General features: G+C 65.2%; 18 protein-coding genes and 1 pseudogene. 11 read left to right on the top strand and 8 right to left on the bottom strand.

What is annotated here, in order from left to right:
• Nucleotides 1-152: 152 nt before the first annotated feature.
• Entirely contained in the window at nucleotides 153-917 is a 765-nt protein-coding gene (locus PP4_RS16285) for an IclR family transcriptional regulator (RefSeq protein ID WP_016500292.1), read from the top strand.
• Between the two features lie 75 nt (nucleotides 918-992).
• On the opposite strand, the gene PP4_RS16280 is transcribed toward PP4_RS16285, so the two are convergent.
• From PP4_RS16280 to PP4_RS16250, 7 genes and pseudogenes are all read right to left on the bottom strand, one after another.
• Nucleotides 993-2,036, bottom strand: a complete 1,044-nt coding sequence (locus tag PP4_RS16280) for an ABC transporter substrate-binding protein (protein ID WP_016500291.1) — start codon at nucleotides 2,034-2,036, stop codon at nucleotides 993-995.
• Nucleotides 2,033-3,169: an NAD(P)/FAD-dependent oxidoreductase gene (locus PP4_RS16275; protein WP_016500290.1), complete on the bottom strand. Its 1,137-nt coding sequence runs from the start codon at nucleotides 3,167-3,169 to the stop codon at nucleotides 2,033-2,035. The genes PP4_RS16280 and PP4_RS16275 overlap by 4 nt, the downstream gene beginning before the upstream one ends.
• Nucleotides 3,166-4,523 (bottom strand): annotated as a pseudogene (locus tag PP4_RS16270) (FAD-dependent oxidoreductase). The gene PP4_RS16275 and the pseudogene PP4_RS16270 overlap by 4 nt, the downstream one beginning before the upstream one ends.
• Nucleotides 4,520-4,810 carry a (2Fe-2S)-binding protein gene (locus PP4_RS16265; protein WP_016500287.1) on the bottom strand — a complete coding sequence of 97 codons (291 nt, stop codon included), beginning with the start codon at nucleotides 4,808-4,810 and terminating at the stop codon, nucleotides 4,520-4,522. The pseudogene PP4_RS16270 and the gene PP4_RS16265 overlap by 4 nt, the downstream one beginning before the upstream one ends.
• A gap of 14 nt (nucleotides 4,811-4,824) precedes the next feature.
• Complete coding sequence (locus PP4_RS16260) at nucleotides 4,825-5,619, bottom strand: ABC transporter permease (protein WP_016500286.1); 795 nt, start codon at nucleotides 5,617-5,619, stop codon at nucleotides 4,825-4,827.
• Between the two features lie 4 nt (nucleotides 5,620-5,623).
• Complete coding sequence (locus tag PP4_RS16255; RefSeq protein WP_016500285.1) at nucleotides 5,624-6,493, bottom strand: ABC transporter permease; 870 nt, start codon at nucleotides 6,491-6,493, stop codon at nucleotides 5,624-5,626.
• Nucleotides 6,490-7,509: an ABC transporter ATP-binding protein gene (locus PP4_RS16250; RefSeq protein ID WP_016500284.1), complete on the bottom strand. Its 1,020-nt coding sequence runs from the start codon at nucleotides 7,507-7,509 to the stop codon at nucleotides 6,490-6,492. Before PP4_RS16250 ends, PP4_RS16255 begins: the two co-directional genes overlap by 4 nt.
• Before the next feature lie 249 nt (nucleotides 7,510-7,758).
• On the opposite strand from PP4_RS16250, the gene PP4_RS16245 reads away from it, so the two are divergent.
• A complete protein-coding gene (locus PP4_RS16245; RefSeq protein ID WP_016500283.1) occupies nucleotides 7,759-8,586 on the top strand; it encodes an IclR family transcriptional regulator in 828 nt (275 codons plus the stop codon).
• A gap of 146 nt (nucleotides 8,587-8,732) precedes the next feature.
• Here PP4_RS16245 and PP4_RS16240 read toward each other — a convergent pair whose 3' ends face one another.
• Complete coding sequence (locus PP4_RS16240) at nucleotides 8,733-10,589, bottom strand: ABC transporter ATP-binding protein (RefSeq protein WP_016500282.1); 1,857 nt, start codon at nucleotides 10,587-10,589, stop codon at nucleotides 8,733-8,735.
• Between the two features lie 290 nt (nucleotides 10,590-10,879).
• Here PP4_RS16240 and PP4_RS16235 point away from each other — a divergent pair, with 290 nt between their 5' ends.
• The 9 genes from PP4_RS16235 to bcsC are packed head-to-tail and all read left to right on the top strand — an operon-like array spanning nucleotide 10,880 to nucleotide 24,589.
• A complete protein-coding gene (locus PP4_RS16235) occupies nucleotides 10,880-12,370 on the top strand; it encodes a BcsE family c-di-GMP-binding protein (protein ID WP_041167775.1) in 1,491 nt (496 codons plus the stop codon).
• The gene (gene bcsF / locus PP4_RS16230) at nucleotides 12,367-12,552 is read left to right on the top strand and encodes a cellulose biosynthesis protein BcsF (protein ID WP_016500280.1); all 186 of its coding nucleotides are present in this window, start codon (nucleotides 12,367-12,369) and stop codon (nucleotides 12,550-12,552) included. The genes PP4_RS16235 and bcsF overlap by 4 nt, the downstream gene beginning before the upstream one ends.
• Complete coding sequence (gene bcsG, locus PP4_RS16225; RefSeq protein ID WP_016500279.1) at nucleotides 12,545-14,164, top strand: cellulose biosynthesis protein BcsG; 1,620 nt, start codon at nucleotides 12,545-12,547, stop codon at nucleotides 14,162-14,164. Before bcsF ends, bcsG begins: the two co-directional genes overlap by 8 nt.
• Nucleotides 14,161-14,379 carry a cellulose biosynthesis protein BcsR gene (gene bcsR / locus PP4_RS16220; RefSeq protein WP_016500278.1) on the top strand — a complete coding sequence of 73 codons (219 nt, stop codon included), beginning with the start codon at nucleotides 14,161-14,163 and terminating at the stop codon, nucleotides 14,377-14,379. The genes bcsG and bcsR overlap by 4 nt, the downstream gene beginning before the upstream one ends.
• Nucleotides 14,376-15,083 (top strand): cellulose biosynthesis protein BcsQ, encoded by a 708-nt coding sequence (gene bcsQ, locus PP4_RS16215; protein WP_016500277.1) that lies wholly within the window; start codon nucleotides 14,376-14,378, stop codon nucleotides 15,081-15,083. The genes bcsR and bcsQ overlap by 4 nt, the downstream gene beginning before the upstream one ends.
• Nucleotides 15,080-17,689: a UDP-forming cellulose synthase catalytic subunit gene (gene bcsA, locus PP4_RS16210; protein ID WP_016500276.1), complete on the top strand. Its 2,610-nt coding sequence runs from the start codon at nucleotides 15,080-15,082 to the stop codon at nucleotides 17,687-17,689. The genes bcsQ and bcsA overlap by 4 nt, the downstream gene beginning before the upstream one ends.
• The gene (bcsB, locus tag PP4_RS16205) at nucleotides 17,686-19,968 is read left to right on the top strand and encodes a cellulose biosynthesis cyclic di-GMP-binding regulatory protein BcsB (RefSeq protein ID WP_041167774.1); all 2,283 of its coding nucleotides are present in this window, start codon (nucleotides 17,686-17,688) and stop codon (nucleotides 19,966-19,968) included. Before bcsA ends, bcsB begins: the two co-directional genes overlap by 4 nt.
• The gene (gene bcsZ, locus PP4_RS16200; RefSeq protein WP_016500274.1) at nucleotides 19,968-21,083 is read left to right on the top strand and encodes a cellulose synthase complex periplasmic endoglucanase BcsZ; all 1,116 of its coding nucleotides are present in this window, start codon (nucleotides 19,968-19,970) and stop codon (nucleotides 21,081-21,083) included. The genes bcsB and bcsZ overlap by 1 nt, the downstream gene beginning before the upstream one ends.
• Nucleotides 21,071-24,589: a cellulose synthase complex outer membrane protein BcsC gene (gene bcsC / locus PP4_RS16195; RefSeq protein WP_016500273.1), complete on the top strand. Its 3,519-nt coding sequence runs from the start codon at nucleotides 21,071-21,073 to the stop codon at nucleotides 24,587-24,589. Before bcsZ ends, bcsC begins: the two co-directional genes overlap by 13 nt.
• Nucleotides 24,590-24,659: the final 70 nt, after the last annotated feature.

Below are 24,659 nucleotides of genomic sequence, written 5' to 3'. Positions count from 1 at the left end.
GCTGACCTCCTTATTGATGTTGTTGTGGAGGCAAGCGTGATGCAGCGGCGCAAGAGCAACAATGCGTTGATCGAGCTTTTGATGCGATAATCGCAATCATGATCCGGTTATCGCAGTAATCGGCTGTTTTTTTTCACTTGCGAGTCGTAAAGATGAACACGATCCACCCCCGCGACTTGATCGCCGGGTTGCAGAAAGGCCTGGCCCTGATGCAATTGTTCAGCGCTGAGCAACCGCGCCTGAGCGTGCCGCAGGCGGCCAGGTTGTCTGGCCTTACGCCGAGTGCCGCACGGCGTTTTTTGCTGACTTTGGTGCACGAGGGCTTTGCCGAAACTGACAGCCGCGAGTACTGGCTGACGCCCAAGGCTTTACGTATTGGCCAGGCGTACGTGGACTCGGCGCAACTGCCGCGCATGCTGCGGCCGATTGTCGAGCAGGTGGCGCGCCAGACCCAGGAGCATGTGTCGGTGGGTACCCGCGATGGTGACGAGATCATCCACCTGGTGCGCAGCCGGTATAGCCATGTGGCGTCGTTGTCGATCAGGCCCGGTTCGCGGGTGCCAATGTATTGCACGGCCGGCGGGCGGATCTGGCTGGCCTGGCTGGGTGAGGGGGAGCGAGGTGAGTACTTTGCACGCAACCCGTTGCGGGTGTTGACGCCCTACACGCTCACAGACCGGGCACAGCTGGAGGCGGAATTGCACCGGGTGAAGGGGCAGGGCTTCTGTATTGTTGATCAGGAATATGAAATCGGTATGCGGGTGCTGGGTGTACCGTTGCTGGACCGTGCCGGGCAGTTGAAAGCGACGCTGACCATCACGACTCATGCCTCGCGGTTGAGTGTTGATGAAATCCGCATGCGTTATTTGCCGCCACTGTACGAGGCGCAGGCGCTGTTGCGGCCAGTGCTGGATTGAGGCGCCATGCAGGCGGGGTTGCGGTGCCCGCTGGCCGGCACCTGGGGCGCCGGCAGCGGGCCAGGGGGCCTCGGCCTATCGCTCGATCTGGCGATTCCAGCGGGCGTTCCATTCCGGGCGCTGGGTGTTGACCTGGTCCCAGTCGATGGTCACGGCAGTTTGCAGGTAGGTCTGCATGGCCTCGACCTGGCCACGGGTCTTGTCGCTGGTCGGGGTATTGGGGTTGGACGGGATCTGGTCACCCAGCTCCAGTGCCGGTGCTTGCGCCTCAGGGCTGAGCAGGAACTGGGCAAGCTTTTGCGCCAGCTCCGGCTGGTCGTTGTTGGCGGTGACGCATTCGGCCTGGTTGAGCACCACGGCGCCTTCCTTGGGCGCGGCGTATTCCACCGGGATGCCCTTGAGCTTCAGCGCCGTCACCTGGGTAGGGGTGAGCGGGAACAACGCGGCCTCATCGGTTTGCACCATTTCCGAAAGCTTGGCCGAGTTTGGGATGTACTCCAGCACGTTCGGGCCAACGTTCTTCTTCCAGGCCGTGAAGCCCGGGTTGACGTCGGTATCGCTGCCACCGTGCAGGCGGTTGTACATCAGGAAACCGTGCAAGCCGAAGGTGGATGACGCCATCGACTGGAACACCACTTTGTCCTTGAAGCGCGGGTCGGCCAGGTCGTTCCAGGAGGTGGGTGTTGCCCAGCCTTTTTCCTTGAACAGGCGGCTGTTGTAGGCAAGCCCGGTCACCCCCAGGCTGACGGCGGCGGCCTTGTCCTTGATCAGGGCCTTTTCCGGCAGCTGGGCCAGCGTCGGGTTGGGCTTGAGCGTGCTGCACAGGCCCATGCCGATGGCGCGGTACATGATGCCGTCATCCAGCACCATCACGTGGATCGACGGCTTGTTCGGCGTGGCCTGGACCTTGGCCAGGATGTCGGCCGAAGTGCCGGGGACGATCACCACTTTCACCCCGTTGGCCTTCTCGAACGGGGGCAGGATGTTGTCGCTGAACAGCCGCTCCATGGTGCCGCCATTCATGCCCAGGTACAGCGTGGGTTGCGCCATGGCGGGCAGGCAGGCGAACAGGCCAGGTACGGTGCAGAACAGCGCGAGCAAACGTTGCTTGTGCGTCATGACAGGTTTTCCTTGTAGTGGTGGCTGGGCTGAAAACGGTTGATGGAGAAGGCCGCCAGGCTGATGGCCGGCGCGCCAATAAGGACGCATTGCGCCAGGGCTTCCCCGGCTGCCGGGCCAATCTGAAAACCGGCGCCGGCAAAGCCGAAGCCATGCAGCAGGCCGGGTCGGCGCAGGCTGGGGCCGATCACGGGTTCGTCATCGGGCAGGTAGCCTTCGGTGCCGCTCCAGGTGCGAATCGCCTGGGCGCCGGCCAATGCCGGGTACAGCTCGGTGGCGTTATGCAGGATGTCGAGCACTGCGGCTTGCCCCGGGCGGGCGGTGGTCGGGGTCAGGGCAAAGCCGCGTCCACCGCCCAGTACGCAGTTGCCGCGCGCCACCTGGCGGGCGTAGATACCGCCGCCTTCGACCCCGGTGCTGGCAGTCATGAACAGCGGCAGTGGTTCGGTGACCAGCATGGCCGGGTGGGCCGCCGTCAGCGGCACCGCTTCGCCGAAGTACTCGGCCAGTTGCGCCGACCAGGCACCGGCGCAGTTCAGCAACCAGGGTGCCCTGAAGCACTGGCCTGTGCTGGTGCGCACGGTGAAGCGCTGGCCGTCGTGGTCTACCTCCAGCACTTTGCATTGTTCGTGCAACTGGGCGCCGCTGTGCCGGGCCGCCTGGGCGAAGGCGGGTGACACCAGGCGCGGGTTGGCATGGCCGTCCTCGGGGCAATATGACGCGCCGACGGCGATATCGCCCACCCAAGGAAAGCGCTGGCGCAGTTCGCGGTGCTCCAGCAGTTGCAGGCGCAGGTCAAAGGCCTGGGTCCGACGGGCATAGGCCTTCAAGGCGTCGAAGTCGGTTTGGCTGCGTGCCAGCTTCAGGTGGCCGCTGCGGGTGTACTCGCCGTCGATGCCGATCCACTCGCGCAACTGCCCCCAGATGGCATGGGCACGCATCGACAATGGCAGCTGGGCCAGCGAGCGGCCTTGGCGACGGACCCCGCCATAGTTCACCCCGCTGGAATGCGAGCCACAGAAGTCACGTTCCAGCAGCGCCACCTGTTTGCCACCGCGGGCCAGGGTCAATGCAGCGCTGCTGCCGACGATGCCACCGCCGACGACAATGGCGTCCACCTCGATCCGCTTCATGGCTTGATCTCCAGGCCAAAGGGCAGGGGCTTGACCGGTGCCTGGCCACGCAGGCGCCCGACCTGGTCAATGGGCCGACCGCTTTCGCAGGCAATCAGTTCGGCGGCGGCGGCCCCGCACACACGGCCCTGACAACGGCCCATGCCGACCCGGCACATGGCTTTGACCCGGTTGATTTCCCAGTGCCCGGCGCGCACGGTGGCGCGGATTTCGCCAGCGCTGACCTGTTCACAGCGGCACACGGTCAACGGGTCCGGGGCCTGCCGCGCCCACTGCTCGGGGAACGGAAAGGCCTGTTCCAGGCCCTGGCGAAAGCGCTGCAGGGTAGCCAGGCGTTTTGCCAGCTGTTGCTGGCGTTGCGGGTTGCCAGGTTTGCCGAGGTCGGCCAGCAGCGTCAGGGCGGCGAGTTCACCGGTCATTTCGGCGCCGTCGGCACCGAGGATGCCGGCGCCGTCGCCAGCCAGGTACACACCGGGGCTGCTGGCGCGGCCTTGGGCGTCACGTACCGGTAGCCAGGCGCGGTTGAGGCTGTTCCAGGCAAACTGGCAGCCCAGCAGGTCCGCCAGCTGGGTTTCGCTGCGCAGGGCGTGGGCGAATGCCACGGCGTCGCACGCCAAGCTGTGTTGCTGGCCATTGCGCGACCAGCGTACGGCGCTGGCGCGTAGCTCGCCTTCGATGCCCAGCAGGGTCACCCCCCATGCACCGGCACGCCTTTGCGGGTGAGCCAGGCGCGGTAGTACAGGCCCTTGGCAAAGGTGCCCGGCTGCAGCAACAGGCGCGGCAGGGCGCGTACCTGGGCGCTGAACGGCGAGGTGTCGAGCACTGCGCTGACAGTGGCGCCGGCCTTGGCGTACTGGTAGGCCACCAGGTACAACAGCGGCCCGCTGCCAGCCAGCACCACCCGCTCGCCGATGGCGCAGCCCTGAAACTTCAGCGCGATCTGCGCGGCGCCCAAGGTATACACCCCGGGCAAGGTCCAGCCGGGGATCGGCAACACGCGGTCGGTAGCGCCAGTGGCGACGATCACCCGATCGAATGCCAGGCGATCGGCCAACCGGCCCTGCTGCAAGGTGTCCAGCACCTGCTGCTCGGCATTCCACACCAAGGTTTCCGGGCGGTAGTCGATCTGCTCGCGCAGTTGTTCAAGGGTGTTGTGCAGGGCCCGGGCCTTGTCCGCCTCGAAGCCGTACAACGCTTTGGCCGAGCGGCGGAAGTTGGCCGGCTGCTGGCGGTAGATCTGCCCGCCGCCACGGCTGGCTTCGTCCAGCAGCACTGGGCGCACGCCATGGGCCACGAGGGTTTGCGCGGCGCGAATGCCGGCGGGGCCTGCACCAATGATGACGGTTGCGCTCATGGCTGGCGCCCCGGTTCGCGGGTGACACAGTGGCCCGGTTCCAGAAAGGTCGAGCAGGCGCGCACCCGGCGGCCGTCCTGCAGGCGTACCCAGCAGTCCTGGCAGGCGCCCATCAGGCAGAAACCGGCGCGCGGTTCGGCGCTGAAGTCGCTGCCGCGCAGGTGGGTGGCGTTGGTCAGGATGGCGGTCAGCAGGGTGTCGCCGTTCATGCCTTGAGCCGGTTGGCCGTCGAGCAGGAAGGGCAACGGTTCGCGGTCGTGTTCGGCCACGCGCTTGAACAGCGGCATAGGGGCATTCCTTGTCATTGCTTGCCCACCAGCACGCGGTCCAGGCCATACACGCGGTCCAGGGCGATCATGGTCAGGGCGGTGACGGCAATCACCAGCGCCGAGACGGCGGCCATCATCGGGTCGATGGACTCGGTGGCGTATACGTACATGCGTACCGGCAGGGTCTGGGTGGCAGGCGAGGTGACGAAGATCGACAGGGTCACTTCGTCGAAGCTGTTGATGAACGCCAGCAGCCAGCCACCGGCCACGCCGGGCAGAATCATTGGCAGGGTGACCTTGCAGAACAGCGTGATGCGCCCGGCGCCCAGGCTTTGCGCGGCCTGTTCGGCGCTGCGGTCGATGCCGATGGCGGCAGCCAGTACCAGGCGCAGCACGTACGGAGTAATGACCACCACGTGGGCGAACACCAGCCAGGTGAAGCTGCCATTGACACCAAGCAGGGCGAACAACCTCAGCAAGGCCACACCCAGCACCAGGTGCGGGATGATTATCGGCGACAGCAGCAGGCCGTTGACAAAGCCCTGGCCAGGGAAGCTGTAGCGGGTCAGCGCCAGGCCCGCCGGCACGGCGATCAGGGTGGCCAGCGAGGCCGCCAGGGCGGCGAGTTTCAGGCTGTTGTAAAACGCGTCGAGGAAGTCGGCACGCTCGAACACAGCGCTGAACCAGCGCAGCGAGAAGCCGGCAGTGGGCAGGCTCAGGGTGTTTTCCGGGGTGAACGCCACCAGGCACACAACCCCCAGCGGGGCGAGCATGAACAGCATCACCAGGGCATGAAAGGACAGGGCCAGCGGGCCGTTACGGGTCATCGGTTCACACTCCAAGTGCACGTTTGTAGCGGCGTTCGACCAGCCGGTTCCAGCTGAGCATCACCAGCAGGTTGATCAGCAGCAGGGCGACGGCGATGGTGGCGCCCATGGGCCAGTTCAGTTCGGCCAGGTACTGGTCGTAGATCATGGTGGCGACCATCTTCAGCCGCCGCCCGCCCAGAAGGCCCGGGATGGCGAACGAGCTGGCGGCCAGGCCGAACACGATCAGCGTGCCCGACAGCACACCGGGCATGATCTGTGGCAGCACGATCCGGCGGAATACCGTCCACTGGCTGGCGCCCAGCGACAGCGCGGCCTGCTCGGCGGCCGGGTCGAGCTTTTGCAGCGAGGTCCACACCGGAATGATCATGAACGGCAGCATCACGTGGACCAGGCCGATGATCACCGCAAACGGGGTGTACAGCAGCTTCACCGGCTGCCCGCCGAGGGCGCTGATGCCTTGGTTGATCAGGCCGTCGGACCCCAGCAGCAGGCTCCAGCCGAAGGCGCGCACCACCACCGAAATCAGCAGCGGGGTCAGCACCAGGATCAGGAAGATCGAGCGCCACGGCGCGCCCATGCGGCTGAGGACCATGGCTTCGGGGATGCCGATCAGCACACACAACAAGGTGACCAGGGCACTGATCCAGAAGGTGCGAAAAAAGATTTCGTAGTAATAGGTGTCGGTCACCAGGCTCAGGTAATGGCTGAAAGTGTACTGGCCGGCCTGGATACCACTGGTGTAGTCGAACGCGTTGAACGACAACAGCACAGTCAGCCCCAGCGGCATCACCAGCAACGCCAGGAACAACAGCAGGGCTGGGCTGCTCAGGCCGTAGCCCCAGGTGTTGCTACGCAGTTTTGCCGTACTCATGCGGCCACCTCGGCTGTGTTCAGCACCCGCAGCAGGGCATCGTTCCAGTCCAGGCCGACCGGGGTACCTTCGTCCAGCGGCGCGCTGCCATCGTTGGCGCGCACCACCGCCAGGTTGCCCAAGGCGGTGTCAACGCGGTACAGCCACTGGCTGCCAAGGAAGTAACGGCAGCTGACGCGGCCTGCCAGCTTGCCGCTGCCGGCTGCACCCAGGCTGATCTTTTCCGGGCGCAGGCTGAGGGTCAGCGGGCCCTGGGCGGCTGCCTGCGGTAACCCGCCGGGGCCGGTGACGCCATGCAGGCGGTTTGCCTTGCCGACAAAGTCGGAAATGAACGGCGTGCCCGGGTGCTCGTAGAGACGGTAGGGGTCATCGATCTGGGTGATGCGACCGGCTTCCATCACCACTACCCGGTCGCTGATCGACAGGGCTTCGGCCTGGTCGTGGGTGACCATCAGTGTGGTGATGCCGACTTCGTTCTGGATACGGCAGATTTCGAACTGCATCTCTTCGCGCAGGTGCGCGTCCAGGTTTGACAGCGGCTCGTCCAGCAGCAGCACCGGCGGTTCGATCACCAGTGCGCGGGCCAGGGCTACACGCTGGCGTTGGCCGCCGGACAGTTCACGCGGGTAGCGTTCGGCGTGCTTGTCCAGGCGTACCAGCGCCAACGCCTGGTCGACGCGCCGAGCGATCTCGGCGTTGGCCACCTTGCGCATGCGCAGGCCGAAGGCAACGTTGTCGCGCACGGTCATGTGCGGGAACAGCGCGTAGCTCTGGAACACCACACCCAGGCCCCGGCTGGCCGGCTTGGCGTGGGTGATGTCGCGGCCGTCGAGGACGATGCGGCCACTGGTGACCTCGACGAAGCCAGCAATCATCTGCAGGGTGGTGGTCTTGCCGCAGCCAGAAGGGCCGAGCAGGGAGACAAACTCGCCTTTTTCGATGGCCAGTGACGAACTGGCCACTGCCTCCGTAGCGCCATAGCGCTTGCAAAGCTTGTCGATCAACAGAAAGGTCATGGCTGTGCTCCATCGCAAACGGAACCGGGGTAACCCGGCAGTTTCAGGGTGGGCAGAGCGCCAGCGGCGAAAAGCAAAGCTTTTACGGACGTTGGCGCTCGCTTCTATGGCGGCGGCCGATGTTGTGATATCGCCCTATGGACCGGAGAGTAGGGCAATGATTAGGATGGCGACAAAGAGTAATTTCACTGAGTGACAGCTATTTTGAAATTATTCCACTCAATGAAATTTCCAAGGGTTTAACGAAAAATGGATTCCGGTAAACGAAATGAACACGCCAAGGAAGTTGGCGTAAGTGCAGTGTCGCGTTTGTTCGCCGTGCTGCGCGCGCTAGGTCATTGCGGGGGGGAGGGCGAGAAGGTCAGCCAGCTGGCGCTGCGGGTTGGCCTGGCGCAGCCCACCACCCATCGGCTGTTGCGTAGCCTGATCGAGGAGGGCATGGTCGACCAGTGCGCCACCAGCAAGCGTTATCGGCTGAGCCTGGATTTCTTCGCACTGGCGGCCAAGGCCGGGCAGGCGGGCAACCTGCGCGATGTGGTGCGCCCCAGCCTGCTGCGGTTGTCGGCTTCGCTGGGCGATTCGCTGTTTCTGCTGGCGCGTTCGGGGTTCGATGCCGTGTGCCTGGACCGCAGCGAAGGGCCGTACCCGATCCGTACCTTTACCGGGGACATCGGCGGCCGCGTAGCGTTGGGCGTGGGGCAGGGCAGCCTGGCGATCCTGGCCTTCCTGCCAGAGGAGGAGCGGGACGAGGTGATCCGCTACAACCTGCCGCGGTTGAAGGACTTTCACCATTACGACGAAGTGTTGCTGCGTGCCGAAATCGACAACGTGCGCAGCCTCGGCTACGCCGGGCGCAACACCGGAGTGCTCGACGGCATGGCCGGCCTGGCAGTGCCGATCCTGGACCGGAACGGCCATGCGGTGGCAGCGTTGAGCGTGGCGACCATCAGCGACCGCCTGGGGCCCAACCGCATGCCCACCGTGGTGGCATTGCTCAAGCGCGAGGCGGCGGCGATTGGCGAACGGATCAACCCCTTCGACCCGGTGCTGCGCCGGCCCTCGCATGTGTTTGGTTGAAGTACCAGATTCAGGTAGGCGCGATCTCAGTGGGGGCAACTGCCTTGCACAACATCTAAAAGCTGGCGCGACCATTGGGGAGCGGGCATGCCCGCGAACACCGGCGTAGCCGGTGCCATCCATCGCATCGCCAGCTTCAGGTGAGCCTATTCAATCGCCTCGGCCACGCCCTGGTCTTCACCCAGGAACCCACCACTCTGGTGCTGCCACAGCCGGGCATAAGTACCGTTCTTCGCCAACAGCTCGGCGTGGGTACCTTGCTCGATGATGCGCCCTTCATCCATCACGATCAGCCGGTCCATGGCGGCAATCGTCGACAACCGGTGGGCGATGGCGATGACGGTCTTGCCCTGCATCATTTCGTCCAGGCTTTCCTGAATCGCCACTTCCACTTCCGAGTCCAGCGCACTGGTGGCTTCGTCCAGCAGCAGGATCGGTGCGTTCTTCAGCATTACCCGGGCAATGGCGATGCGCTGGCGCTGGCCGCCAGACAGCTTGATACCGCGCTCGCCCACCAAGGTGTCGTAACCGTTGTGGCCCTGGCGGTCGCTGAGCTGGCTGATGAAACCATCGGCCTGGGCATTGGCTGCAGCGGCGCGGATTTGCGCGTCGGTTGCGTCCGGGCGCCCATAGGCGATGTTGTCACGGATCGAGCGGTGCAACAGCGAGGTGTCCTGGGTGACCATGCCGATGGCGCTGCGCAGGCTGTCTTGCGTCACCTTGGCGACGTTCTGCCCATCGATGCGGATTTCGCCACTGTCCACGTCGTAGAAGCGCAACAACAGGTTGATCAAGGTGGACTTGCCGGCGCCGGAACGGCCGACCAGCCCCACCTTTTCGCCCGGGCGAATATGCAGGCTCAGGTCGTTGAGCACCTGGCGCTCGCCGTTGTAGTTGAAGCAGACCTTGTCGAAGCTCACCGCGCCGCCGCCGGTTACCAGCTCGGTGGCACCCGGCGCATCCTGTACCTTGGGGCCGCGGGTGAGGGTGGCCATGCCGTCCTGCACGGTGCCGATGTTCTCGAACAGCGAGGTCATCTGCCACATGATCCAGTGCGACATACCGTTGATACGCAGGGCCATGGCGGTAATGGCCGCGACCGCCCCTGTGCCGACCTGGCCCTGGTGCCACAGCCACAACGCGTAGCCGCCTGCACCAAAGATCAAGCCCACTACCAGTGCCTGGTTGACGATTTCGAACTGGCTGACCAGGCGCATCTGGCGAAAGCCGGTTTGCTTGAAGTCCTCCATGGCAGCGCGGGCAAAGTGCGCCTCGCGTTTGGAGTGCGAGAACAGCTTTACCGTGGTGATGTTGGTGTAGGCATCGGAAATGCGCCCGGTCATCGAAGACCGTGCGTTGGCCTGTTCTTGTCCGACCTTGCCCAGGCGTGGCACGAAATACAGCATGGCCAGCCCGAACAGCACGAGCCAGGCAATGAACGGCAGCATCAGTTTCAAGGCAAAGCCACCGGCCAGGGCGATGATTGCAATGAAGTACACGCCGATGCCGGGCAGGATCTCGATGAGCGTGAATAATACCTCGCGCACCGCCAGCGCTGTCTGCATCACCTTGGTGGTAACACGGCCAGAAAACTCGTCGGAGAAGAACGACAGGCTCTGGCGCAGCATCAGGCGATGGAAGTCCCAGCGCAGGCGCAGCGGCAAATTGATTGCCAGCACCTGATGCTGCACCAGGGTGCGCAGCGCCACTAGCCCGATGCTGGTAACCAGGACGATGCCTATCCCCCACAGTACGTGGCTTTCCTGTGTGCTGGCGGCGGCGCCACCGGCCTGCCAGGCCGAAAGCAGGTCGACCACCTGGCCGAGGAACGCAAACAGCCAGGCTTCGTAAATCGACACCCCGGCACTGAGCAGTGCCAAGGCAAGAATGTAACCGCGAGCGCCCCGGGTGCAGGCCCACATGAAGCGCAACAGGCCAACGGGCGGCGGCGGTACTTCGTCAGGGGGGAAGGGGTCTAGCCAGCGTTCAAAAATGCGAAGCATGCGTGTCTCCGGTAAATCAGCATCTGCCTGACAGGTAACCTTAACGCACATCCAAACATTCGCATGCAGCATCCTGCCCTTGGTGCAGCGTTCGACACACCTTTGCAATTCATTACATTTGCGGTTGACATTATTTTGCCTTGCTGCTGTAGAATTGACGCACTTAAATGGTGCGTCGGTGTTTCTGTCGTTTTTTTGACGAGGGTCAAAAGCCGTCGACGACCCATGTGCAAATCTAGCTTCAAGGCCGTTTAATTTTTTGACGTAGAGCCACTGTTTTGACTAATGGAATGCCGTTGTTGGCTATTTCCGGCATAGGCGCCGAAAGCAGCTGCCTTCATGAACAAGGACTGTACTGGGTAGCCTGTGACGCCACGGAAGACGCCACTTTGCTATGCCGCCAAGTGCTTGCAGGCATGCTCGACGACGTTCGGGCAACCTTGATCACCGATGCGCAAGCCATGGGTGATGTGCTGGGTGCGCTCGATGCGGCGCAGGGCCCGGCCGAGCTGGCACTGTACGAGACCACCCCGCAAGCCACCCTGCACCTGGTTGATGACTTGCCACGCATCGACGTGCCCGGGCGTGTGCTGTTGCTGCTGGCGCCACTCGAGGCCTGGGCGGGCGATGACGTTGCCCGTTGGTGCAATGCCCTGCGGCCCTTATTGCTGGCCGAGGCTGCACTGCTGCTGGTCATCAGCAGCGGGCAGGGTGTTGGACGGGTGGAGCAGCTGCGCGCGTTCAATCAGGGCGTAGACGGGCTGGCCCAGGTGTACCGCGGCAAAGGTGGGGTGCGCTACCTGCAGCATTTCTGGAGCAACCCACTCGGCAAGGCCGGTACCCGAGACCTGGAGCTGGCGCGCCTTGACGCCGGGTTTGCCGTTACCGGAGCGCCGCAGGTGCCATCCGACACCGGTGGTGATGAGTTGCTGTGCCTGGCCCAGCGCCCGGTGCTGGAAGGCGCGCCCGCCTTCTCCGAGCACTGGCAGGTCTGCGAAAACCTTGAAGAACTGAGCGCCAAAGCCAGCAGAGCGGTGTCTGCCACGGTGATCTTTGCCATGGATGGCGGGCAGCGCCTGGACAGCCTGGCACGCCAGCTGCACCGCCTGCGCCAGTTACGTGGCAATGCCTTGAAGCTGGTGGTGCGCGAGATGGCGCCAACCCTGCGCTATCAGGACGAGCAACTGCTGCTGGCCTGTGGTGCCACCCAGATCGTGCCGTTCGGTGCCAGCCTGTCGCGTTTCCTGACCATGGTCGAGAGCATCCAGGGTTACGTATGGCGGCGGCATCTGCCGGGCAACTTCGATGCCTTGCTCGCACGGCTGCGGCCGCTGGCCATTTGCGGGCTGGTGGCGCCCCGTGCATTTGCGCAAGCCGTGAACACCATGTGGCACGGTGTGCGCAACGGCGAAATCGTCCACCAGTTGCTGGTATTGCGCCCGGCCCCTGGCCTGACCCCGCTGCAGGCCTGTTCGCGCACGGTATTCCGCCGCGATGGTGACATTGCCTGTGTGGTGGGCGAAGTCCTGTTCCTGTTCCTGTTCGCCTGCCGCTCTGAAGGGGTCGAGCAAGCGCTTGACCACATCTTCCAGTTGTCGTGGAAAGAACTGTTCATCAGCCAAGAGGTACTCGCCGGGGTCGACAGCCTGGCCACCCCGGCCTTCCTCGACGACAGCGCACCGCAGCCACCGCGGCTGGATGCAGCGGCGCAACAGCCTGCGCACCCAAGGTCGGCCCTGGCGCCACGCCGGATTGCCCTGGGCAAGCGGGGTACAGCATGAACTTCGTGCAGCTCCTGCAAGTAATTGCCATCACTGCGCTGGTGACGTTTGCCCTGGCCTTGCTGGTGCTGCGCCTGCGCGTTGCATTGCGCGGCTGGTTGCGCCGCCGCCTTGCACCCCGTTACCTGAAACCGCTGGGCGTCCGCCACCGCGCTGCACGCCAGGAACCCCGTAATGACTAAGACCATCGCCTCCCTCCCGGTACTGGCCCGCTGGCCTGGACTGGGAGGGTGGAACCTCTATTTCCTGGCAAAATTCCTGCTGGTCGCCCTCGGCATGCTGGACTTCCAGGCGCTGCCGAACCTGCTGTTCGCCGCTTTCCTGCTGCTGCCTTTGCCGGGGAGATGGCTGTGCATCGCGCGGCAGCTGGTGGCGGTGCCGATTGGTGTCGCGTTGTTCTACCAGGACACCTGGTTCCCGCCGTTCAGCCGCCTGCTGGCACAGCCGGGTGTGCTCGACTTTTCATGGGACTACATGCTCGAACTGCTGGGCCGTTTCATCAACTGGAACCTGCTCGGTGCGTTGGCGCTGTTGCTGGTGGGCTACCTGTACTTGCGCCATTGGCTGCGCCTGAGCACCTTGAGCCTGCTGGGGCTGGCGTGGCTGGCCGTGGGCGGGCTGCCTTCACTGGCCGTCAACGCCGGCCAGCCGTCCGGCAATGTGGCTGCCGGCCCCGGCAAGCCCGTGCAGGCCGCAGCGCTTGCCGACAATGCCACGCTCGACAGCTGGCTCGAACGTTTCTTCGCCAGTGAGCGGGAGCGGGTGACGGCATTCCCTGCCATCAATGTTGATGAGCAACCGTTCGACCTGCTGATCATCAACATCTGCTCGCTGGCCTGGGATGACCTGTCTGCCGCGGGGCTGCGTGACAACCCGCTGCTGTCGCGCCTGGACGTGGTCTTCGACCAGTTCAATTCGGCCACCTCCTACAGTGGGCCGGCGGCCATCCGCGTGCTACGTGCCAGCTGCGGGCAGTCGTCCCACGCGGGCCTTTACCAGAGCGCCCCGGAGCAGTGCCTGTTGTTCCAGAACCTGGCCAAGCTCGGCTTCCAGAGCAATACCTTGCTCAACCACAGCGGCCAGTTCGACAACTTCATCGGCGACATCACCCAGCAGCACATGCCGCAGCCCGGCTTGCGCAATACCGACTTTCCGCGCGCGCTGGTCGGTTTCGACGGCTCGCCGATTGCCAGTGACCTGGACGTGTTACGCCGCTGGTGGGGGCAGCGCCAAGGCAGCGCCGCCGAGCATGTGTCGCTGTTCTACAACAGCATCAGCCTGCACGACGGCAACCGTATCGTTACCGCCGACGGCGGTACCCGCGTGGCCGATTACGCCACCCGCGCCAACCGGCTGTTTAGCGAGCTGGGCACCTTTCTCGACGAGCTGGAGCGCAGTGGCCGCCGCGTGGTCGTGGCCATTGTCCCGGAACATGGCGCTGCGCTGCACGGTGACCGCATGCAGCTGTCAGGCATGCGTGAAATCCCTACGCCGTCGATCACCCATGTACCGGTCGGCCTGAAGTTCATCGGCATGGGGCAGCCGGCCCGCAGCGAGCCGCTGCGTGTCGCGGCACCGACCAGCTACCTGGCACTGTCCGAGCTTGTGTCGCGCGTTTACGCCGGCCTGGGCCAGCAGCAGGCGCTGGATGTGCCCGGCCTGCTGGCCGACCTGCCGACCACAGAACAGGTTGCGCAAACCTCCGGGGCGGAGGTTGTGAACTATCAGGGGCGCGCCTACATGCGCCTGCAAGGCCAGCCCGACTGGCAGCCCATCCCCGAGGAGCGCCCATGAACACTGGCAAAGCAGACCCGTCCGACCGCAGCGACGATATCGCCCAGTTGCGCCAGCACCTGGCGATGCCAGACCTGAACTACCAGGACATTTCCATGTTGGTGGGGGTTCAGCAGGCGTTGCAGCGCTGGCCGTTGCTGGGTGAAAGCTATCGGGCCAGCACGCCGGGCGCGTTGCACGCGGCTGCAGCGCAGCGCGAGGGTGTGTCCGCATGACCAGCCTGGCCTTGCACGGCGTGCGTGGTGGCCTGGGGCGCAGCGCCTTGCTGGCCGCGCTGGGCTATGCGCTGCAGGGCGTGGGCGAGCGGGTGCTGCTGATCGACCTGTGCCCAAGCAACTTGCTCGGGCTGCACTTCAACCTGGCGTTAGGTACGCAAGAAGGCTGGGCGTTGGCCGAGCGGCAAGGGCGGCCGGTTGGCGATGCCGTGTATGAAGTACTCGATGGCCTATGCCTGCTGCCGTTCGGCAACCTGCCAGATGGCGTGGCGCGCCCCATGCCCGACGCGCAGGCATGGCGCGCGCGTCAGGCCGAGCTGGCCGGGCATTTCGACTGGGTGTTGTTCGACCTGCCGCAACTGCCGCCTGATACCGCTGGCCACAGCATCGAGACCGATGTGCGAGTACTGGTGGCCGAGGCCGAGATGGCCAGCCACTTGTTGCTCGGCCGCCAGCCGGTCGAGCGCTACGACATGCTGCTGGTCAACCGTTACGACCCGGCCAGCCGCTTGCAAAGCGACTTGTTGATGGTATGGCGTGACCTGTTCCGTGATCGCCTGCCGATTCAGGTGGTGCACCGCGACGAGGCGTTCCTCGAAGCGCTGGCATGCAAGGCACCGCTCGGCCATTACGCGCCGCATAGCCTGGCCTGCCGAGATGTGCAGAGCCTGGCGGTACGTTGCCTGACGAGGCGCCAGCCGTGACGTTGAGCCCCCTGTCGACCTACACCTGGTTCAGCGCGCGCGGTGCGCGCTTACCGGTAGCCTGCCTGTTTACCCTCGGCGTATGGCTGGCCTTCCTGTTTCTGCGCCTGGAGTCCCCCGCCTGGCAGGCGCTGTTGGCCGAGCGCCAGCGCCTGTACCCGCAACTGGGGGGCAAGCGTCCGAGCCTGGGCGACCCGGTCCGCCTGTTGATCCAGAGCCTGTGGCTGCTGCTAAGGCAGCAACCGGCGCAACACCGGCCAGGGTTCGCGCGGCGGGTCTGGGCCACCGTGCGCGAGCAGTTGCGGAATGCGCGACAGGTTGCGGGCCATTACCGCAGCCTGGTGATCGGCAGGTTGCAGCAGGTACCTGCCCGCTACCGTGGCAGTGCCTTCAGGCATGAAGCCTCGGCACGCTTGCGCGGCTTGAGCGTGTTCGCCCGGCGGGCGTTCTACAGTGCGCTGACGCTGTGCGCGACCGGCCTGGCCCTGCTGTGCGTGACGGAGCCCTTCGGCTACCTGGCACAGCTGGTGTTCATCGGCCTGCTGCTGGGCATTGCCATGCTGGTGCGGCACATGCCGGGGCGTTTCCCGACACTGATGCTGATCGTGCTGTCGACGATCATATCCTGCCGGTATCTATGGTGGCGCTACACCGCGACCCTGAACTGGAACGACACCACTGACCTGGTGTGCGGGGTGATCCTGCTGGCGGCCGAAACCTATTCGTGGTTCGTGCTGATCCTGGGCTACATCCAGACCAGCTGGCCGTTGCAGCGCAAGCCGGCGAACCTGCCTGCCAACCCGCAGCACTGGCCAACCGTAGACCTGATGATCCCCACCTACAACGAAGATTTGTCGGTAGTGCGCACCACAGTACTGGCGGCCCTGGGCCTGGACTGGCCACGCGAATGCCTGCGGATCTATATCCTCGACGACGGCCGCCGCGATGCGTTCCGCGCGTTCGCCGACGAGGTGGGGGTGGGCTACATCGTGCGGCCGGACAGCAAGCACGCCAAAGCCGGCAACCTCAACCATGCGTTGGGTGTGACCGACAGCGAGCTGATTGCCATCTTCGACTGCGACCACGTGCCGGTGCGCTCCTTCCTGCAAATGACGGTGGGCTGGTTCCTCAAGGACCCGAAGCTGGCACTGGTGCAGACGCCGCACCATTTCTTTTCGCCCGACCCGTTCGAGCGCAACCTGGGTTCGTTCCGTCGCCGCCCCAATGAAGGGGAGCTGTTCTACGGCCTGATCCAGGACGGTAACGACATGTGGAACGCGGCGTTTTTCTGCGGCTCGTGCGCGGTACTGCGCCGCACCGCGCTGGAAAGCATCGGTGGTTTTGCCGTGGAGACGGTGACCGAGGATGCCCACACCGCCTTGCGCATGCACCGCCAGGGTTGGTCATCGGCCTACCTGAGCATCCCGCAGGCGGCCGGCCTGGCTACCGAGAGCCTGTCGGCGCACATCGGCCAGCGCATTCGCTGGGCACGCGGCATGGTGCAGATCTTCCGCACCGACAACCCCCTGTTCGGGCGTGGGCTGAGCCTGTTCCAGCGGGTGTGCTATGCGAATGCGATGCTGCACTTCCTGGCTGGCCTGCCGCGCCTGGTGTTCCTGACCGCACCGCTGGCGTTCCTGCTACTGCATGCCTACATCATCTACGCACCGGCGTTGATGATCCTGTTGTATGTGCTGCCGCACATGATCCACGCCAGCCTGACCAACTCGCGCATGCAGGGCAAGTACCGGCAAACCTTCTGGGGCGAGGTATACGAGACCGTGCTGGCCTGGTACATCGCCCGCCCCACCACGGTCGCGCTGTTCGCCCCAAAAAAAGGCAAATTCAACGTTACCGCCAAGGGCGGCCTGATGGAGCAGGAGCAGTTCGACTGGCACATCGCCCAGCCGTACCTGTGGCTTGCGGCACTCAATGTAGCGGGCCTGGGCTTAGCCGTGTGGCGCCTGTTCACCGGCCCGGCGGCAGAAATCGGCACGGTGATCGTCAGTTCGCTGTGGGTGGTCTACAACCTGCTGATCATCGGCGCCGCGGTTGCCGTGGCCGCCGAAGTGCGCCAGGTGCGCCGCGCCCACCGGGTGCAGATGCGCCTGCCGGCAGGCCTGGTGCTGGCCAGCGGTCACGCCTACCCGTGCACCCTGGTCGATTACTCCGATGGCGGTGTCGGCCTGCAACTGCACGACGGCCTTGCGCTGAAACCGGGGGAGCAGGTGCGCCTGCTGCTCAACCGTGGCCAGCGCGAGTTCGCCTTCCAGGCCTGTGTCACCCGTAAGGTCGGGCAGCACGTGGGCCTGGTATTCAACGCGCTAAGCCAACAGCAGCGTATCGACCTGGTGCACTGCACGTTTGCTCGCGCCGATGCCTGGCTGGGCTGGAGCGAGCAGCATGAGGTCGAGCGCCCGCTGCGCAGCCTGGTCGATGTGCTGAAGTTGGGCGGTGTCGGTTACCTGCGCCTGCTAGAGCACCTGCCGCCGTGGGTACACGCGTGGCTGCAGCCACTGCGCGCGCTGGCACGTTGGCTGGCCAGCTACTGGCCCCGCACACCACGGGCTGTTCCTTCTTTGAACCTTGTTGATCGAGACGCATGATGACTGGTTATCCCGCGCGTACCTGGGGCCTGGCGATGGCGCTGCTTGCCGCCTTGTCGCAGCCTGCTGCTGCCGCCTCTGTAGCCCCGCTTGCCGAGCCAGCCGTACCCACGGTACCGAACTGGCCAGTGATGAAAACCTTCGAGCAGCTCGGGCATGCATCCGACAGCCTGTTGCTGGGGGTGCGCAACACTGAATACATCGAGTTCGGCGTGCGTCGCGACCGTCTGGCCACTGACGCCAGTCTGCAACTGGACTACACGCCTTCGCCAGCCCTGCTGCCGAACCTGTCGCATTTGCGCGTCTACCTCAATGACGAACTGATGGGCGTGGTGCCCGTGGAGAAGGACCAGCCTGGCCAGCGCGTGCGCCGCCAGTTGCCGCTGGACCCGAAGCTGCTCGGCGACTTCAACCGGGTACGCCTGGAGTTTGTCGGGCACTACACCGACATCTGCGAAGACCCGGCGCATAGCGGCCTGTGGCTGAACCTCAATCGCAAGAGCCAGGTGCAGTTGCACGAGCAGGCCCTGGCGCTGGACAACGACCTGGCGTATTTCCCGCTGCCGTTCTTCGATGCGCGTGATACCGGCAAAGTGGAACTGCCGGTGGTATTCAGTGGCGTGCCGAGCCTGGGTGAGCAACGCGCGGCGGCGATCCTGGCGTCGTACTTCGGCAGCCAGGCCGGTTGGCGCAAGGCAACCTTCCCGGTGCTGTACAACCGCCTGCCGGCGCGGGCGGGCACGCCAAAGCCAAGCATCGTGTTTGCCACCAACGACCGTCGCCCGGCCTTCCTCGCCGACCTGCAGCAGTTCCCGCCGGTGGATGGCCCGGTGCTGCAGATGATCGACCACCCGGATGACCGCTGGAGCAAAGTGCTGCTGGTACTGGGCCGCAACGACGATGATCTGGTCAAGGCTGCGTCGGCGCTGGCGGTTGGCAACAACCTGTTCCGCGGCGCCCGGGTGAAAGTGGAGCAGATGACTGCCTTGCAACCACGTCAGCCTTACGACGCGCCCAACTGGACGCGCACCGACCGGCCGGTACGCTTTGCCGAGCTGCTGGACTACCCCGAGCAGCTGCAAGTCAGTGGCCTTCAACCTAGGCCGGTGACGCTGGAGCTGAACCTGCCGCCCGACCTGTTTGTCTGGCGAAACCAGGGCATCCCGCTGCGTACCCTGTACCGCTACACGGCGCCTGCGGTGACCGACGAATCGCGCCTGAGCATCAGCGTCAACGACCAGTACATTACCAGTATGCCGCTGGTGGGCAATGACCGGCGCAGCGGCACCCTCGAAGAAATGCGCCTGTCGGTGTTGTCCGGCGACAGCACGGCATTGACCGAAAAATCACTGGTGCCGGCGCTGAAGATTGGCGACCGCAACCGCCTGCGCTTCGATTTCAGCTTTGCCAGCACCTTGGGCAGCGCCCAGCGCGACCGGTGTCAGACCTCGCTGCCGGTGGATGTGCGCGCAGCAATCGACGACAACTCCACCATCGACCTGTCCGGTTATCACCACTACATTGCCATGCCCGACCTGCGTGCCTTTGCCCGCAGCGGCTTCCCGTTCAGCCGCATGGCCGATCTCTCCGAAACCCTGGTCATCATGCCGTCCAAACCCACGGCGATGCAGGTCGGCACCTTGCTCGACACCGTTGGCGGTGTAGCAGGCCAGGTCGGTTACCCGGCGCTGGGCCTGCAACTGGTGGATGACTGGAAGCAAGCCGCAGCGGCCGATGCCGACTTGCTGCTGATCGGCAACCTGCCCGAAGCCCTGAGCGATGCGCCCAACCTTGGCCTGCTGCTCAGCGCCCAGCGTGACTGGTTGCTGCAAGGCCGTAGCGCAGGGCTGCCGGGCAGCCAGCGCTTCGACACCGCGCCGGTGGCTGCAAGCAGCCGCGTGGCTGTGAGCGCTCAGGCGCCCATCGCGGCGATCACCGGGTTGAAATCGCCGTTCCACGAGCAGCGCAGTGTCGTCGCCCTGTTGGCCAGCAGCGACAGCGACTATGGCTTGCTGCGCGATACGCTCGGCGATGTAGGCAAGCTCGACGCAGTGGCCGGTTCGGTAACGCTGGTGCGCAGCAGTGGCCTAAGCAGCCAGTTTGTCGGCGAGCATTATTTCGTAGGCGCCTTGCCGTGGTGGCTGCTGTTGTGGTTCCACTTGTCCGAGCACCCCGTGCTGCTGGCGGCGATCGCGGCTGTTTGCGTGGTGTTGTTTGCTTTCCTGCTATGGCGGGCACTGCGTTGGGCGGGCAAGCGCCGCCTGGGTGAGGCGGGGTGATGATGCGCCGATTGCTGGTGGGGCTGGTCACCTTCGGCCTGCCTTTCTTCGCCAATGCCGCGCCGGCCTGCCCGTGGCCGGCCTGGGACCGCTTCAAGGCCGAGCTGGTGAGTGTGGACGGCCGGGTCATCGACCCGAGCGACGAGCGCCTGATCACCACCTCGGAAGGGCAGAGCTATGCATTGTTCTTTGCCCTGGTAGGCAATGACCGGCAGGCCTTCGCGCAATTGCTGCGCTGGACCACCAACAACCTGGCCGAGGGTGACCTGGCCCGGCATCTTCCCGCTTGGCTGTGGGGCCGTAACAGCCAACAGCAGTGGCAGGTGCTGGATACCAACAACGCCAGCGACGCCGACCTGTGGATTGCATACAGCCTGCTGGAAGCGGGGCGGTTGTGGGGCGAACCGGCCTACACGCAACTGGGCCAGCGCCTGCTGTGGCGCATCGCTGCGCAGACCATGCGCAAGCTGCCAGGCCTGGGGGTGATGTTGCTGCCGGGCGACTACGGTTTCGAGGATGCCCGTGGCACACGCTTGAACCCCAGTTATCTGCCGTTGCAACTGTTCGACCGCTTCAACCTGGTAGACCCGCTGTGGGGTGAGTTGGCGACCAATACGCGGCGCTTGTGGCTGGCGTCATCGCCCAAGGGCTTCGCCCCGGACTGGCTGCTGTGGACGCCGGCCGGTGAGCTGGCCGCGGACCCACAACATGGCAGCGCCGGTGATTACGACGCCATCCGGGTTTACCTGTGGGTCGGCATGCTGGCCAAGGACGCTCCCCAGCGTGCCGACCTGGTGGCCCGCTATGCCCCGATGGCGGCATTGACGACGCTTGACGGGCTGCCGCCCGAGCACGTGGATGCGCGCAGCGGTGCTGCGAGCGGCCATGGCCCGGCAGGCTTCTCTGCGGCCCTGCTGCCTTTGCTGGCGGCTTCTCCCGAGCACGTGGCTGGCCTGGCAGCGCAGCGGCAGCGTTTGCATCAGCAGCCGGTCGAAGCCAAGGCGTACTACAGCCAGGTGCTGGCGCTGTTTGGCCAGGGTTGGGACGAAGCCCGTTACCGTTTTGACCCGCACGGCCGCCTGTTGCCGGCCTGGAGCAAGCCATGCAGCGAATGATCGGCGTGCTGATGCTGGCGACGGTGGCTTGCCAGGCCGTTGCACAACCCAAGGATGCCGGGGAGCAGCGACAATGGCTGCTGGACCAGGTGCGCCGGGGCGAGGCGCTGCACCGCGACGACCTGGTGCGTGATGCGCTGCGCCGCCTGCAGCTGCTGGAACCGCGCAATCCGGATGTGTTGCTGGCGGCCTTGAACCTGGCATTGCGCGAAAAGAACATCACCGAGGCCGAACAGCTGAGCGCCAGGATCACCGCCCTGGCACCCGGTAGCCTGCAAGCGCGCCAGGCGGCGCGCTTGCTCGCGTTGCAGCAGCCAGAGACGGCTCGGCGCTTGCAGCAGGCACGCCTGCTGGCCGTTACCGGGCGCAATCAGGAGGCGCTGGCGGTTTATGAGCAGCTGTTCGCCGGGCAGCCGCCCAGCCTTGAGCTGGCTCTCGATTACTGGCGCGTGCGCGGCAACCTGCCAGGCCAGCGGCCTGAGGCGATCAGGCAGTTACAGCAGCTGGACCAGCAGTACCCCGGCAGTGCCGGGTTGCGCCAGACACTGGCCGGCTGGCTGTTCGCCGAAAAGCGTGACCGCGAAGCGCTGGCACTGCTCGATCAGCTGGCGCGCGACCCCGGCGCACGGGATGCTGCCGCCCAGCGTGAGTTCGAATACCTGTCGGGGCAGGCGGTGAGCAGCGCCAGCGCGGCGGCCTGGCAAGCCTTCCTCCAGCGCTACCCAGCTTCGCCGCTGCTGGCACAGGCCAGCGCCAACCTGCAACAACAGCGCACGCTGTTGGCCGACCCGTCCTGGCAGGCAGGCCAGCGGGGCAAGAATTTGCTCGACAAGGGCCGTAACGCCGAAGCCGAAGCGCAACTGCGTCGGGCCCTGCGCAAGTACCCTGAGGACGCCAGCTTGTACGGCGCCCTGGGCTATGCGCTGATGCGTCAGGGCCGCTACGAAAACGCCAATGCAGCGTTCCGGGCGGCGAGTGCCAAAGAACAGGACACCTACTGGATCAGCCAATGGAAGGACCTGGAATCGTCCAGCCAGTATTGGGCGCAGCTAGACAAAGCTGAGCGCGCCCTGCAGGCCAACAACCTGCGAGGCGCCCGCGCACTGTACCTGCAAGCGCGCCAGCAACGCCCGAAAGATGAGTACGCCATGCTCGGCCTGGCCGATGTGTCGCTGGCCGAGGGCGACGCGGCTGCTGCCGAGCAGCAGTTCCTGCAAGTGAGGCGCATGGCGCCGGATAATGAAAGTGCCGTGCGTGGCCTGATGCGTGTGTACCAGGCGCAATCGCCCGCCAAGGCGCAGGCGTACCTGGACAGCCTGCCGCCTCGCCAGCAGGTGCAGTTCGCCAGTTTGCGTCGCAGCCTGGAACTTGCACGCCTGCGTCAGCAGGGTGAGCAGTCGCTGCAACGCGAAGACTGGGCAGCGGCCAGCCAGGTGCTGGCCCAGGCCACTGCCTTGGCCCCCGATGAGCCTTGGCTGATGTATCAGTTGGCCAACAGCCTGCGTCACCAGGGCCGCACCGCCGAGGCCGATGCGGCCTTCGCCAGGCTGGTGCAGCACCAGCCGCGCGACCCAGCAACCCGCTATGCCCATGGCCTGTTCCTGGAGTCCAGCGACCGTGATGCCTTGGCCCTGGACAGCCTGGGTGCAGTGCCGCAGGCAGCCTGGAGCGCTGACATGCATGCCCTGCAGCAGCGCATTCAGCGCCGCGTGACCCTGGCCTCGGCGCAGCAGCTGCAGGCTCAAGGCCGCGTTACTGAGGCGACAGCCATGCTTGAGGCCAGCCTGGCGCGTGGAGAAGGCGGCCCCGACGACCTGATATTGTTGGCCGACTGGGCGGCAGCGCGCGGTGAGCCTGAAAAGGCGCGTGGTTATTACCAGCGTGTGCTGGCCATACAGCCCGGGCGACCGGAAGCGCGCCTTGGCGTGATCGAAAGCGCGGTGGCTGGAGGCAACCTGACCAAGGCCCGGCACATGATGACCGTGCAGGTGCCACAGGTGGCCGCCGATGACAGCAACGCCCAGCGGCGCCTGGCGGCTGTCTGGGTGGCCTTGGGCGATCACGACCAGGCGGCCGTGCTGCTCGACCGGATTGCAGCGCAGCAGCCCCGGCCTGACCCATTGTTGCGCCGTGACGCCGCCCGCCTGGTGGCGCAGCACGAGCCGCAACGGGCGCTGGACCTCTACGCCGCAGCAATGGCCGATGCGCAGTTGCTGGACCGTGCTGCCGCCTCGCCACGGGATGACCGTGCCCTGACGCTGGCCAGCCGTGAACAGGACGCCGACGACTGGCTGGCGCGTAGCCTGCGCAGTGACGTCGATGCGTTGTATCGCCAGCGCAATACCCATGTGACGCTGATGCACGACTACGGTTGGCGCCAGGACGACGGTACGCCGGGCACCTCCGAGCTGAGTACCCAGTCGACCTTGTTGCATGTCGATACCCCTTGGCAGGACGGCACCGCCTTTGCCCGTGTTGAGCGCATCGGCATAGATGCAGGCTCGTTCGAGCAGAACGATCAGGGCCGCTACACCCCCGACTTCGGTAGCTGCCAGTTTGTCGGCCGGACCGCTGACGGGAAATCGCTGCCTGCGTGCACCGCCGGCTCGCAGACCGCTGATGGCAGCGTGCTGGCGCTGGGTTGGCAGGGCAGCCGCTGGGCGTTCGACCTGGGCACCACGCAGGGCTACGCAATCAACAACTGGCTGGGTGGCGCAACGCTCAACGGCGACCTCGGCCAGATCGGCTGGTCGCTGACGGCGTCGCGGCGGCCCATGAGCAACTCGCTGTTGTCGTTCGCCGGGGCACGCGATCGCCCGACGGGCGTGCGCTGGGGCGGGATCACAGCCAATGGCGGCACGCTTGGCCTGAGCTGGGACCAGGGCGGTGACAACGGTGTCTGGGCCAGCCTGGGGCATCACTGGCTGTATGGCGAGAACGTTGCCGAAAACCAGCGTACCCGGGTCATGGCGGGCTATTACCACCGCGTGGTGGAAAGGGCCGACGAGCGCGTGCGTGTTGGCGTGACGCTGATGCACTGGCGCCATGACAAGGACCTGGGCGGCTACAGCCTGGGGCAGGGCGGTTACTACAGCCCGCAGCGCTACGCGTCCGTCGGCGTGCCGGTCAGCTACGCCTGGCGCAATTACGACTGGTCGCTGTTGCTCGAAGGTTCGGTCAGCTGGTCCCAGGCCCACAGTGGCAGCAGCCGGTTGTACCCGGATGCGCACATCAATCGCAAAGTGCTGGCGCAGTATGACGTTGACTCCAACATCGATGCCATGAGCGAAGCCAGCGACAGCAGCGGGTTGGGCTACCGCCTGCGCGGCCTGTTCGAACGGCGCCTGAGTGATCGGTGGGTACTGGGCGGCGGCTTCGACTGGCAGCACAGCGATGACTATGCACCTAGCCATGGCATGCTTTACCTGCGTTACCTGTTCGAGCCGTGGCGGGGCAACCTGGCCTTGCCAGTAACGCCGCTGGAGCCTTACAGCGAGTGGCGGTGACGGCGATACCCGCCTTGTGAGGTCCTACAGGTGCCGATGCAGACCAAGGGTTGACACCCACTACGCCGCC

This window comes from Pseudomonas putida NBRC 14164 (assembly GCF_000412675.1).
Lineage (GTDB): Bacteria > Pseudomonadota > Gammaproteobacteria > Pseudomonadales > Pseudomonadaceae > Aquipseudomonas > Aquipseudomonas putida.
Note: the sequence above shows the minus strand (reverse complement) of the source record. Positions and strands in the feature narration are given on the sequence as shown.